Below are 13,384 nucleotides of genomic sequence, written 5' to 3' on the forward strand. Positions count from 1 at the left end.
GTACAATTACGGGATCTGCCGGTAAGCGTTTCAGCCCCGGCTCCGATATAATAATATTATAAAGATCCGGATTGGCTTATAACAAAGCTACAAAATCACGCATTGCCTGTCCCGGATCCTGCTGCTTCATGAAAGTTTCGCCAATAAGAAAACCATTGAAACCTTCCAGTTTAAGGTGCCGGATAGTTTGAGGATCGCTGATGGCGCTTTCCGAGATCTTCATAAACTCGGCGGGGATATGTTTAGCCAATTTGTAAGAGGTTTCAACCGACACGGTAAAATCGGCCAGGTTGCGGTTATTTACGCCAATGGCATCCAGGTTGGGGTTAATGCTGCGTTCCAGCTCTTCGAGGTTATGCACCTCAAGTAATACGTTAAGGCCTATACTTTTGGCAAGTTTGGCCAGGGTATCAATTTCGGTAGGTGTAAGTATAGCGGCTATGAGCAGGATAATATCGGCGCCTAATGACTTGGCCTCTATCACCTGGTACTCATCTATCATAAAATCCTTGCGCAATACAGGGATGCTGTTTACCGAACGCGCTTTCACCAGATCGGCTTTGCGCCCCATGAAGAAGTTGCGGTCGGTTAAAACTGAAAGTGCCGAAGCGCCGGCAGCGGCATAATCTGTTGTAACGGCGCTAACCCGCACCTTATCGTTAATAATACCTTTTGAAGGCGATTTACGCTTAAACTCGGCTATGATACCCGTACGTGAGGGATCGAGCAAAAATTCTTTGAATGAATAGGTTTCACGGTGAAAATGATCCGATTCTTCAAGTACGGTATATGATGTACGTTTTTTTGCCGAAGCAACTTCTCTTTTTTTATTGGCAACTATTTTATCAAGTATCGTCATAGGATCGAAGCACTAATATTTATGTTATTGCGAGGTACCAAGCAATTAGCCCACCCAACCCGCTCCAGAGGAGAGGATTTTAAATGCATTTGAAGCCTCTCTTTCTGTGGGAGATTTACAGGGGGTAATTGCTTTGTTCCTTATATTGACATCGTTGTAAGTTATTGATTATTAAGTATATTTTTAATTAATTTTTATATCCTGTGCGTTGCCTGCGGCCCGGGCTTTTCGTTGCAAGTCCTCGCCTTTCCGGCCCGCAATCCCCATCCGCGCTGTGGGCTTTATACTGCAATCCCTAACGCGGCCACCGCGCACCGCTAAGTGTCCCGCTCTCCGCAAGGTCTCTCGCAGAGGACCCTGCGGTTCGTCACATGCTTGGCCCCAGACATTAGGGTCCTCTGCGGGAGACCCTGATGGGACGTTATATCAATTTTTCAAAGTTATCATTATTCCTTAAAATTAAGCCTTAAGCCAGTTTTGCATCATTTCCTTGCCATAATCGGTCAGGATTGATTCGGGGTGAAATTGTACGCCCCTTACATCGTACTGCTTATGCTTAAGCGCCATGATAGAATTATCGGCCTCATCAATAGCGGTAACCTGCAATGAATCGGGCAGATCATTACCACTTACTACCCAGGAGTGGTAACGCCCAACTTTAAAGCTTTCGGGCAAACCGGCAAATAGTTCTTCACCGCCATCAGTAACTTTTATCGGCGTCGCTATGCCGTGCATAGGTTGGTTAAGATTGTACAGGCTCCCGCCAAATGCTTCGGCAATAGCCTGCTGACCAAGGCACACACCAAATATGCTTTTGGTGGGTGCATACTTTGCTATTACATCCAGCAGTAAACCAGCCTCTGAAGGGATGCCCGGTCCTGGCGATAGGATGATCTTATCAAAAGCGTCCACATCTTCAATAGCAAACTGGTCGTTCCTCCAAACCTCGCATTCCAGGCCAAGCTCATTAACCAAATGCACCAGGTTATAGGTAAAGGAATCGTAATTATCTATTATTAAAATATTTTTCATGTTCATTTCTTAAAATTCAACTAATCTCTTATCTCCAGTCTCTAACCACCAGTTACAGCTCCTCCGCCAACTCAAAAGCCCTTCTCAAAGCCGAGATCTTGGTATCAACCTCCCTCAGCTCACTTTCGGGGATCGAACCGGCGACTATGCCCGCGCCTGCCTGGTAATGCAGTGTATTGTTCTTACTCAAAAACGAGCGGATCATAATAGCATGGTTAAAATCTCCGTTAAAACCCAAAAAACCTATAGCACCGCTGTAAAAGCTGCGTTTTATATTTTCGTTTTCATCGATGATCTCCATAGCACGGTATTTTGGAGCGCCGCTCAGCGTGCCCGCCGGGTAAGTATCAGCTACAACTTTAAAGGCCGATACACCGGGCTTTAGTTTTCCGCTTACGTGTGATACCAAATGGATCAGGTGCGAGTAATACTGAACCTCTTTAAATGCCTTAACGGTTACATTTTCGCAATGACGGCTCAGGTCGTTACGGGCCAGGTCAACCAGCATCACGTGTTCTGCCGATTCTTTGGGGTCATTCTCGAGGTTGCGGGCCAGCTCGGCGTCTTTCTCATCATCGCCGCTGCGTTTAAAGGTCCCGGCTATCGGGAATATGTTGGCCACATTATTTTTTATGGTGATCTGCGCCTCGGGTGATGAACCGAAGATCCTGAAATCGCCGAAATCAAAATAGAACAGGTATGGCGATGGGTTGATAGAACGCAAAGCACGATAAACATTAAACTCATCCCCCAGGAAGGTGCGGGAGAAAGCCCTCGATGGAACTATCTGGAAAACATCGCCCCGGTAAATATGCTGCTTCATTTTTTCTACGATAGTAATGAACTCGTCACCGGTGAGGTTTGATTTTTCATCGCCTTTGCTTTTAAAGCTGTATTCGGGAAAGTTTTTGTTTTTGATAAGGTATTCCAGCTTTTCGATACCGCCATTGGTTGGTGCTCCCTCGGGCTGGTTGTGGAATATGTAGAGTTCATTCTTGAAGTGATCGATAGCGATGATATACCTGTAAACGTGGTACTGCATTACCGGGATCTTCCGATCTGTATTATCGCTTTGCTTCAGCTTGATGGTTTCATAATGCTCAACAGCCTCATGGGTAAAATAACCGAACAAACCATTAGTGATCATTTTTAAAGGCAGTGAGTCGGTTTCAAAACTGCCGATGAAGCTGTTGATTTGTTCTATCAGCTCAAACGTGCCGGGCTCAAGCGTTTCATGACTGCCATCGGGGTACTGCTTTTTCAGCACGCCATTATTCAGCACTATGCCGCTTAAGGGCTCGCAGCAAATGTAGCTGGTACTGTTTTCGCGACTGTGATAGTCGGAGCTTTCCAGCAGCAGCGAGTTAGGAAATACATCGCGCAGGCGAAGGTAAATGCTCACTGGTGTGGTGGTGTCGGCCAGCAGTTTTTTATAAGTAGTAGTAATTTTAAATGTGCTCATGTTTATTTTTTAAATATCTTAAAACAAAAAAACCCGGCGAATTGGGGTCGCCGGGTTTCCTATTTAGGTTCACAATTGATTAGGTTGTCTCTGATCAAAAAGCGCAAGCCGGCTGCCAATTTAATTGGTGCCACCAGCTGTTTTTATGTGTGTTTTTAATCATCGCGGTCACAAATTTATAAAGAAATTTGAATTGTCAAATTTTTTGTGAAATTATTTATTTGCTAAATCCTATTAGCTACGTAGAATTACTGTGGAATAAGCATAATACCTACCGAAATAAGTACAATCCCGATCAAATAAAAGATAGCGATGGCTTTATGCTTAGCCTCTGGCAGGGCAGCTTTCTTCGATTTGCTGTGACCGATAGTGATCAAAACAATGGCAATAAGCATAATTACCCAATGCTCAACCGTAAAATAACGGGTGACAGGGTTTTTCATGGTATCCTTGCTAAACTGCACCATCGGACTGATAAAAAACAAAATAATTCCCAGCAAAAATTGCGTATGTACCGAGATCATGGCAAACAGGTTAAGCTTGCGGTTGCCCTCGCCGTAAGGTCTTTTACCCAGCCAGCCCATAAACGCGCGTATAAGGGCCAGCAATACCAGTACAATAACAATGTACCTGAAACCGGAATGGAATTCCTTAAAAAAGCTATAAAGTGTCATACATCAAAATTTGCCGTGAATATACGATATAAAGGTCATTGAAGTCATTAGGTCATTGTGTCATTTTTTGCAGACATAAACTGCCGCGGGCTTTCAGCCCGTGGTGAATCACTATGTAAGCTTTCAGCTTACATTTCTTCAGCTGAAAGCTGAAACCATGCGCAACCACGGGCTGAAAGCCCGCGGCAGTTTATTCTTTTCTAAACAAAAAAAGCGATGAGCCTAAACCCATCGCTTTTCAAAATCCGAAATCGAAAATCCGATATCCGAAATTATATCAGCAGCCTTACCGGCTCTTCTAATAATTGCTTTAATGTTTGCAGGAAGGCAGCGGCTGTAGCACCGTCAACCACGCGGTGGTCGGCGCTCAGGGTAACCTTCATGATGTTGCCAGGTACCACCGCACCATTTTTAACAACCGGAACAGCCTGAATACCGCTTACAGCAAGGATACATGCGTTTGGTGTGTTAATGATGGCAGTAAACTCATCAACGCCAAACATACCAAGGTTTGAAATGGTAAAAGTAGAACCTTCCATTTCGTTTGGCTGCAGTTTTTTAGATTTTGCTTTGCCTGCAAACTCTTTCACTTCAACCGAAATGTGACTTAATGATTTACCATCGGCAAATTTGATAACCGGTACCAATAAACCTTCGTCAACAGCAACGGCAACGCCAACGTGAACGTGCTCATTAGTGCGGATCTTATCACCCAGGAATGATGAGTTGATAGCAGGATGCTGCCTTAAGGCAACAGCGCAGGCTTTAACAACAAAATCATTAAATGAAATTTTAACCGGGGCAATCTCGTTCATACGGGTACGGGCCACAATAGCCTGATCCATATCAATGGTCATGGTTACATAGAAATGCGGGGCAGTAAACAAGCTTTCGCTTAAGCGGCGGCTGATAGCTTTACGCATTTGAGTAACCGGCCTTTCACTAAATTTCTCTTCGCCTGTAAAGGTTGGCAATACGATAGGTGCCTTTGCAGCAGCAGCCGGAGCGGCAGCAGGTGCAGCTTCAGTAACAGGAGCCGCAGCCGGTTTAGCCGACGGTGTATATTCTTCCACATCCTTTTTGATGATACGGCCGCCTTCAGCGCTGCCTTTTACATCATTAAGGTTGATCCCTTTATCTTTAGCTATTTTACGCGCCAGCGGAGATGCTTTTACGCGGCTGTCATCAGTGTTAGAAGCTTCAGTGGCAGTAGCAGTTGCAGTCGCCTCCGCTTTAGTTTCAGCAGCAGGTGCAGCTTCAGCGGCGGCAGGGGCCGAACCACCATCCTGTAATAACGGAGTGATGTCGGTACCTTCTTTACCTACTATGGCAATGATATCATTTACTTTAGCGGCTTCACCCTCTTTAACACCTATATATAACAAGGTACCGGCTTCGTAACCCACAACTTCCATGGTAGCCTTATCAGTTGCCACATCAGCCAGTGAATCATCTGCTTTTACTTTATCGCCAACTTTAAAGTTCCATTTTTCAATGGTACCTTCGGTCATGGTGTCGCTCAATAATGGCATGCGGATAACCGTAGCCGGAATGCTCGATAAATCAACCTTAGGTGCGGCTGGTGCCGTAGTAGCGGCAGGTGCTTTGTCGGCAGCGGGTGCTGCTTCTTTAGCAGGTTCTTCGGCCGGTTTTGCAGCAGCGCCGCTGCCGGCCTGGTCAAGTAAAGACTTATAATCTTCACCTTCTTTACCTAAAATGGCAATTACAGAATCAACCGGGGCGGCAGCACCTTCCTGTATACCTATATACAGCAATGTACCATCCTGGTACGATTCAAAATCCATGGTAGCTTTATCAGTTTCAATCTCGGCCAGTACATCGCCCGATTTAACCTTGTCGCCAACTTTTTTATGCCATTTCGCCAATACCCCTTCGGTCATGGTATCGCTCATTTTAGGCATTTTTACTACTTCGGCCATATATTAATAGTATTATAAATTCAGTATAAATATAGTTAGTTCTTATCGTGAAGTTTAAAGTCTGAAGTTTTTAGCCTGAAGTCTTTTTTTTGACCGCAAAGACTATAGGCTTTCGACTTAGTACTTTCGACTTAAAACTTAGTCCCTTATATAAGGGTAATCTTCTTGAACGTAAACATCTGTATATAATTCAGATGCATCCGGCCATGGCGATTCTTCAGCAAACTTCACAGCTTCGTCAACAATAGCTTTGATCTTAGCGTCCATTTCGTCAAACCATGCTTCATCAGCATATTTTTCGGCAAGGATAGTTTGTTTGGTAGCCTCAAGAGGGTCTTTCGCTTTATAGCTTTCCAACTCCTCTTTAGTACGATACTTTTGCGGATCGGACATGGAGTGACCTTTATAGCGGTAAGTACGCATTTCAAGGAAGGTTGGGCCTTCGCCTGCCCGCGCGCGCTGAACAGCTTCGTCCATTGCTACGTGTACCGCAGCAGGGTCCATACCATCAACCGGTGATGAAGGAATGCCATAAGGCAGGCCTAATTTATAAATATCAGTCTGCGCGGTTGTACGCTCAACAGAAGTACCCATGGCATAACCATTGTTTTCGCAAACAAAAATTACAGGCAGTTTCCAAAGCGCAGCCATATTAAAGGTTTCGGTAAGCGCGCCCTGACGTACGGCCCCATCGCCCATATAGGCAATGTTCACAAACTCGGTACCTTTATATTTTTCGGCAAAAGCAATCCCGGCACCCAGCGGTACCTGGCCGCCCACAATGCCGTGACCACCATAAAAATGTTTTTCTTTATCAAACATGTGCATAGAACCGCCTTTGCCTTTTGAGCATCCGGTAGCTTTACCATACATTTCGGCCATAATGGCGTTTGGAGTTACACCTTTAGCAAGTGCATGAGCATGATCACGATATGCGGTGATCATACTGTCTTCAGGTTTAATTACAGACATGGCTCCGGCTAAAACAGCCTCCTGCCCAATATATAAGTGGCAAAAGCCCCTGATCTTTTGTTGTCCGTATAACTGTCCTGTTTTTTCTTCGAACCTGCGCATCAATAGCATCTGTTCGTACCACATCAGGTAGGTGTCCTTGTTTATTTCGATTGAACTCATGTATTAAACAACCTTTTTGGAGTAAAGCGCAAATCTAATTATATCCTGCAAAATATCGAAACCTCAAGCAAATTGTTGCAAAATTTTATTTGGTGGCCTTAAAGTGTGTTTAAACACAACAAACCGGCTGTTTATTAAGTTTGGCATAGCCCGTTAGGTTAAAATAGAACTTAAAAAAACACACCAGGAGGCAATAAATTATCGTTTTGCGAAGTTTTAGAAGCGTTGTTTTTCGCGAAAGACTAAAAAACGCCTTTAAATAATTACAACCAAATTACATTAAGACACGTACAAAAGCCTGTTTATTAAAAGGATGTGTAATAAAAAGCACTTTTTTATATTTTTTGAAAAATAAGCTGCATTTATTTGCAATTTTAAAAAATATAAATAGTTTTGTAGAGCACGATAGACATAGTGTCTGATTTAATAAACAATTTGTTGTCCTAACTCAACAAACAAACTGATTAAATGAAGAAATTTGCCCTGGCTATTGCCTTACTTTTCAGCGTCGTAGCTTCACAAGCTCAAACCAAAAGTGCCCAAAGCACCAGTGATGATAACAAAGACGACCAGGAAAGTTTAGGTAAAGCATACTTTTCCCAAATTATGGGAGTTGCTTTATCTGCTACCTCAAACATGAAACTTTTTCACTTTGTTTACGATTGGATTGGTACCCCTTACCATTTTGGCGGAAGCTCAAGAAGAGGCATTGACTGCTCAGCCTTCACCAAAGAATTGTACAGCGAAGTTTTTAACCTCGATATTAAACGTAACTCACGCGATATTTTCAGCATGGTTAACCCTGTTGGTAAAGATGAGTTAAAAGAAGGCGACTTGGTTTTCTTTAAGATCCACAGCCGCAGCATTTCGCATGTAGGTATTTACCTGGGTAATAATAAATTTGCCCATGCATCATCAAGAGGTGTAGCCATCAGCAGCCTTGACGACGCTTACTACAGCCGTTTCTTTTATAAAGGCGGCAGGTTGTTAGCCTCATTTAAAGACGAGTTTAAAGGTTCGGCATCGACGGGTAGCAACGATATGGGCGACGATGTAGACGAAAGCAAGAACTAAACGATTTTGAAATAAATAAACTAATTTGGTCCCTTCATCCCGGTGAGGGGATTTTTTTTATAATGAAATTTTTATTGCTTACAGCAGCCTGCCTGGCGTTGTTTTTACAGGCGTGTAACCATCCGCCAAATAAAAAACAAATCCTGGCCCCTGCACCTAAACCGGATACAACCACTACAACAACCGCAGCGGTTGTTCAGCCTGATTCATCCGTCTCCATTGCCGCAGTTGGCGATATGATGCTCGGAACATCGTACCCTAATAATTATACCCTCCCGCCTGACAGCGCTAAAAACAGCTTTAATGTTATTGCCGACGAACTAAAAAACGCCGACGTAACCTTTGGCAACCTTGAAGGCAGCTTGCTTGACGGAGGGAACCCCGCCCATTATAAACTGCATCAACGAAGCAAGGCCTATCTATTCAGGATGCCTACAGCCTATGCAGGCGTTTTTAAAGACGCCGGTTTTAACTTGCTAAGCCTGGCCAATAACCATATAGGCGATTTTGGCGATACGGGCCGGATGAGTACCACTCACGTGCTTGATAGCATAGGGATTAATTATGGCGGACTGCTTAGCCACCCTTCCACAGTGTTCGAACGTAACGGTGTTAAATATGGCTTCTGCGCTTTTGCCCCCAATGCCAATACCCTGCCTATTCTCGACCTAAAGAACGCAACCCGTATCATAAGCCAACTGAAACAGCAATGTGATATTCTCATTGTATCGTTTCATGGTGGTGGCGAGGGTGTAGCTTACGAACATATTCCTTTTGCAATGGAATCCTTCATCAGTGAAAAGCGCGGCGATGTAAATGCCTTTGCCCATAATGCTATTGATGCTGGTGCGGATATTATATTGGGCAATGGTCCGCACGTGAACCGGGCAATGGAGGTTTATAAAAACCGGCTAATCGCTTACAGTCTCGGTAACTTTTGTACTTATAAATCGGTAAGCGTGGCAGGGGTTTGTGGTCTGGCGCCATTATTAAAAGTAAAGCTGAACAAAAAGGGGGAGTTTTTAAATGGACACATCATATCCCTAAGGCAGGCGCATGATAAAGGGCTTGAACTTGATTCGCTTAACAGGGCTGCTATCCGTATCAGGGAACTTACGGAAGCTGATTTCCCTAATGCCGGATTACTGATATCCGACAAGGGCGAGATCAGCCTTAATCCGGTTATTCAGAGCGAGAATTTATAAATAGATACCAGGGCAGGAATTAAACGCCGTATCTACTCACTCCGACTTCGCTGTTAAACTTAAGAGAAAAAAGCGCGGGATTGTGCGATTCTCTCTTGAAAGGAGCGGAGGGATGTGTTGCTACTTTGGTAAACTTGTAGCAGAAACACACCCCTGCTCCCGCTCGCTTCTCCGCGCCCCCTCTCAAGAGGGGATCTTTATTTTTCTACACTCTTTTCCCGAAGGAAAAGAGAGGGTGGTCCAGCGAAGCGTAGACCGGGTGAGTAAACTATGCGATTTGCAGCTAATGCGCACATTTAAGCTGCTTCATCCTTAGTATTTCGCACCAGGCTGATACCTGTTGTAAAAAATATTAATGAGATGATACCTATAACCACCATGGTGGTTATTTGCGCGCTATGGTTTATGATAGCTACACCGGTATAAATAAGGCCAACTATACCAAGCACGCTCAATATAGCTCCAAAAGTTCGTTTTAAGTTCATGACAGGTGTGTTGTTTTTTATAAGCATTTTTTAAAAAACAAATAACACACCAATAATTAATGCTACTTTTATTTTAAACATAATAAACCAAACCATGCCCGAATCATTTGGATCATTGATAACAATCATCATTTTTGTTGTTATTCTTATTACTATTTTTACCTCGTTTGTGTCTGTAAAACAGGGCACTATAGTAGTTATCACCGTATTTGGCAAATACCGCCGCATCCTAACCCCGGGGCTTAATTTCAAGATCCCTTTTATCGAAAACATTTACTCCAAAATCTCTATCCAGAACCGCTCAGTTGAACTGGAGTTCCAGGCGGTAACTTATGATCAGGCCAATGTGTATTTTAAGGCCATGCTGCTGTACTCGGTATTGGACCAGCAGGAAGAAACCATCAAAAACGTAGCTTTTAAATTTGTTGACGAGCGCAACCTGATGCAGGCCCTGATCCGTACGGTTGAAGGCTCCATCCGTGCTTTTGTAGCTACCAAACGCCAGAGCGAGGTGCTGATATTACGCCGCGATATTGTTGAACACGTAAAAGAGCAGTTAGATGTGATACTGGAAGGCTGGGGCTACCACCTGCAGGACCTCCAGTTAAACGACATTACTTTTGATGATGTGATCATGAAATCAATGAGCCAGGTAGTTGCTTCAAACAACCTGAAAGCCGCTGCCGAGAACGAAGGTCAGGCCCTGCTCATCACCAAAACCAAAGCGGCCGAAGCAGAAGGTAACGCCATCAAGATTTCGGCTCAGGCCGAGCGTGAGGCAGCGCAATTACGCGGACAAGGTATAGCCCTGTTTCGTGAGGAAGTTGCCCGCGGTATGACTGTAGCCGCTAAAGAAATGGCCGAAGCTAATATGGATACCTCGGTTATACTGTTCACTATGTGGACAGAATCCATCAAACACTTCTCCGAAAACTCAAAAGGGAATGTTATTTTCCTGGATGGCTCAACAGATCAGATGCAACATACGTTAAAAGAAATGATGGCCTTAAACCTTTTACATACCGACAACGTCAAAAAGTAAAAGTTTGAAACCGCCAGTTTTTTAAATGAAAAGAAATATAGTGAAAGTGATAGGCCCTACGGCCATGTGTGTTTTAATGATGATTGCTCCGGCTTCGGCGCAATCATTTCACCAGCTAACTGCCAATGATTTTTGGGGAACGCCGCGGGCTAATGCCGGCGGCGTTGTAGCTTATACCAATTGCACCATCGATTACCGGTACCAGGCCCGGCGCGAAGGCAGGGGCTACCGGCTTAATTTTAACATCAGGCTCATCCTTAACAACAATAAATCATGGCTTGATAAAAGCAGGGTTAATACTCCGCAGCAACTCAGCGAAATACTGAAACATGAGCAGGGCCATTACACCATTGCGTTTTTAGAGCAGCAGGAGCTGTTACGCATAGTAAGCAACACCCGTTTCAGCAATAATTACAACTACGAAGCGATGGCCATCTTTAACCGCATCGACGCCAAATACAAACAGCTCAATGCCGATTATGACGAAGACACGGCTCACATGACAGATCGTAAGCAACAGCACAGCTGGGATGTGTATTTTCAACAGAAGCTTAAGTTTTTGCCGGGAGATACGGAAAGTTGAAGATCATTTTTTAAAATCCCCTCTTGAGAGCTACGTGCGGACACATCTTTATAAACCTCATCATTGATAAAAAAATGTCATTTCGACGATCCAACGGAGGGGGTCGTGCGTGAGCTGGTGAGGAGAAATCTTCTACACCCTACTTTTACAGGCATAGTTGTAGAGCCTGATGTGGAAGATTTCTCTCCAATCTTGCGCTCGTTTGCAACGAGGGCTTAATATGGTTTGGCGATTGTATCGCCTGTGCGTTATAAACGCAAACCCAGTTACGTACTCGTTAAAAACGAGCGCGAGTTAATACGGAACACCTTGGTTGTGTACCTCTGGCACACTAAAAACTGTTTATTTGATTTCTACAAACCTTCTGCACCTCTGGTGCAACCTGTCGTTCGCTTAACTTAATAACATTGCGCTTGCTGTAGCACTTGAGTTTAGCGACACTCAAACCTGCCACAACAATTGCAGCAAGCCTGCAACCCAGCTATATTTGCTTTCATCACCATGACGGAGCAATCATCAAATACCCATCGTAAAATTATCCATATTGATATGGATGCTTTTTACGCGTCGGTTGAGCAGCGGGATTTTCCGGAGTACCAGGGTAAACCTTTGGTGGTGGGCGGTTTGCCCGAAGGTCGGGGAGGTGTGGTGGCCACCGCCAGTTACGAAGCGCGTAAGTTTGGCATCCGGTCGGCCATGTCATCGAAAAAAGCATTACAGCTTTGCCCACATGCTTTGTTTGTAAGGCCAAGGTTTAATGTATACCGGGAGGTATCACAGCATATCCGGGAGATCTTTAGCCGTTATACCGACCTGATAGAACCGCTCTCTTTAGATGAAGCTTTCCTGGATGTAACCAACGATAAGCAGGACATCGGCTCGGCCATAGAAATAGCCAAACTCATTAAACAGGCTATTAAAGACGAACTGCAGCTCACCGCTTCGGCCGGGGTGTCTATCAATAAATTTGTAGCCAAAATAGCATCTGACATCAATAAGCCCGATGGCCTGAAGTTTATCGGGCCATCAAGCATCGAAAATTTTATGGAGCAGCTGCCTGTCGAAAAATTCTTTGGTGTAGGCAAGGTAACCGCTCAAAAAATGAAACAAATGGGCCTGCACACCGGGGCCGACCTGAAACGACTGGAAGAAAGTGACCTTGTAAAACACTTTGGCAAGGTTGGCAAATTTTACTACCAAATAGTGCGCGGCATTGATAACAGGGAAGTCCAACCCCACCGCGAGACTAAATCCCTGGGTGCCGAAGATACTTTCGCCTATGACCTGACAACTCTTGAGGAAATGGAGGCTGAGCTTGATAAGATAGCGGTCACCGTTCATAACCGGCTGCTCAAATATGAATTGAAAGGCCGTACTATTACCCTCAAAGTAAAATACCACGATTTTAAACAGATCACCCGCAATCAATCCTTCCCAACCCCGGTAAATGATCTGGAAACAATCAGCCATACGGCCAAACAATTGATGGCTGCAACAGGTGTTGATGATGTAAAAGTGCGGCTGTTGGGCATTTCGCTTTCAAACTTTGGTGAATTGCCGGTTAAGCAGCGGGATGATAAAGAGCTTGGGCCGGGGGATCAGTTGGAATTGGAGTTGTAAAAACTTGGTTATGCAGGGGCATGTTAACGATTGCCGAGACAGGTTTATCATTACCTGTTTTTTGTCATGAGTAGCGTTTAAATCCGGTGGGCTCTCAAAGCGAAATAACAAAAGAGGGCCTGTCACCCTGAGCCTGTCGAAGGGTCGCGCGCAGAGGCCTGCCCACCATGCTTCGAGAACCTACCCATGACATAATAATTTAAGCAGGTACAAGTTCCCTATTTAATTCAAAGGCGAGTTTTTCTAATCGCCTTTGTTTCTGTTTCTTAATGAT

General features: G+C 44.4%; 12 protein-coding genes. 5 read left to right on the forward strand and 7 right to left on the reverse strand.

Features of this window, described 5'->3' with window-relative positions:
• Positions 1-76 precede the first annotated feature (76 nt).
• The 6 genes from trpC to pdhA all read right to left on the reverse strand — a co-directional run bounded on the left by trpC (position 77) and on the right by pdhA (position 7,101).
• Entirely contained in the window at positions 77-859 is a 783-nt protein-coding gene (trpC, locus tag ABIC84_RS22360; RefSeq protein WP_429264989.1) for an indole-3-glycerol phosphate synthase TrpC, read from the reverse strand.
• A 459-nt stretch (positions 860-1,318) separates the two neighbouring features.
• Positions 1,319-1,891, reverse strand: coding sequence for an anthranilate synthase component II (locus ABIC84_RS22365; protein ID WP_426583801.1), 573 nt, complete (start codon positions 1,889-1,891; stop codon positions 1,319-1,321).
• Positions 1,892-1,943: 52 nt separating this feature from the next.
• A complete protein-coding gene (locus ABIC84_RS22370) occupies positions 1,944-3,353 on the reverse strand; it encodes an anthranilate synthase component I family protein (RefSeq protein WP_429264990.1) in 1,410 nt (469 codons plus the stop codon).
• A gap of 248 nt (positions 3,354-3,601) precedes the next feature.
• Positions 3,602-4,027: a cytochrome B gene (locus tag ABIC84_RS22375; RefSeq protein ID WP_429264991.1), complete on the reverse strand. Its 426-nt coding sequence runs from the start codon at positions 4,025-4,027 to the stop codon at positions 3,602-3,604.
• Positions 4,028-4,299: 272 nt separating this feature from the next.
• Positions 4,300-5,967, reverse strand: coding sequence for a 2-oxo acid dehydrogenase subunit E2 (locus ABIC84_RS22380; protein ID WP_429264992.1), 1,668 nt, complete (start codon positions 5,965-5,967; stop codon positions 4,300-4,302).
• Positions 5,968-6,105: 138 nt separating this feature from the next.
• Positions 6,106-7,101, reverse strand: coding sequence for a pyruvate dehydrogenase (acetyl-transferring) E1 component subunit alpha (gene pdhA / locus ABIC84_RS22385; protein ID WP_090534807.1), 996 nt, complete (start codon positions 7,099-7,101; stop codon positions 6,106-6,108).
• 468 nt (positions 7,102-7,569) lie between these two features.
• Here pdhA and ABIC84_RS22390 point away from each other — a divergent pair, with 468 nt between their 5' ends.
• Positions 7,570-8,175 (forward strand): C40 family peptidase, encoded by a 606-nt coding sequence (locus ABIC84_RS22390; RefSeq protein WP_112658808.1) that lies wholly within the window; start codon positions 7,570-7,572, stop codon positions 8,173-8,175.
• A 62-nt stretch (positions 8,176-8,237) separates the two neighbouring features.
• On the forward strand, positions 8,238-9,380 hold the full coding sequence (locus ABIC84_RS22395) for a CapA family protein (RefSeq protein WP_429264993.1): 1,143 nt from the start codon (positions 8,238-8,240) through the stop codon (positions 9,378-9,380).
• 296 nt (positions 9,381-9,676) lie between these two features.
• Here the strand turns inward: ABIC84_RS22395 and ABIC84_RS22400 are convergent, their stop codons facing one another.
• Positions 9,677-9,865, reverse strand: coding sequence for a hypothetical protein (locus tag ABIC84_RS22400; protein WP_090534854.1), 189 nt, complete (start codon positions 9,863-9,865; stop codon positions 9,677-9,679).
• A gap of 94 nt (positions 9,866-9,959) precedes the next feature.
• Here ABIC84_RS22400 and ABIC84_RS22405 point away from each other — a divergent pair, with 94 nt between their 5' ends.
• The 3 genes from ABIC84_RS22405 to dinB all read left to right on the forward strand — a co-directional run bounded on the left by ABIC84_RS22405 (position 9,960) and on the right by dinB (position 13,110).
• On the forward strand, positions 9,960-10,907 hold the full coding sequence (locus ABIC84_RS22405) for an SPFH domain-containing protein (protein ID WP_090534803.1): 948 nt from the start codon (positions 9,960-9,962) through the stop codon (positions 10,905-10,907).
• 25 nt (positions 10,908-10,932) lie between these two features.
• Positions 10,933-11,490: a DUF922 domain-containing protein gene (locus tag ABIC84_RS22410; RefSeq protein WP_429264994.1), complete on the forward strand. Its 558-nt coding sequence runs from the start codon at positions 10,933-10,935 to the stop codon at positions 11,488-11,490.
• Positions 11,491-11,991: 501 nt separating this feature from the next.
• Positions 11,992-13,110: a DNA polymerase IV gene (dinB, locus tag ABIC84_RS22415; protein ID WP_429264995.1), complete on the forward strand. Its 1,119-nt coding sequence runs from the start codon at positions 11,992-11,994 to the stop codon at positions 13,108-13,110.
• Positions 13,111-13,384: the final 274 nt, after the last annotated feature.

This window comes from Mucilaginibacter sp. 3215 (assembly GCF_050433785.1).
Lineage (GTDB): Bacteria > Bacteroidota > Bacteroidia > Sphingobacteriales > Sphingobacteriaceae > Mucilaginibacter.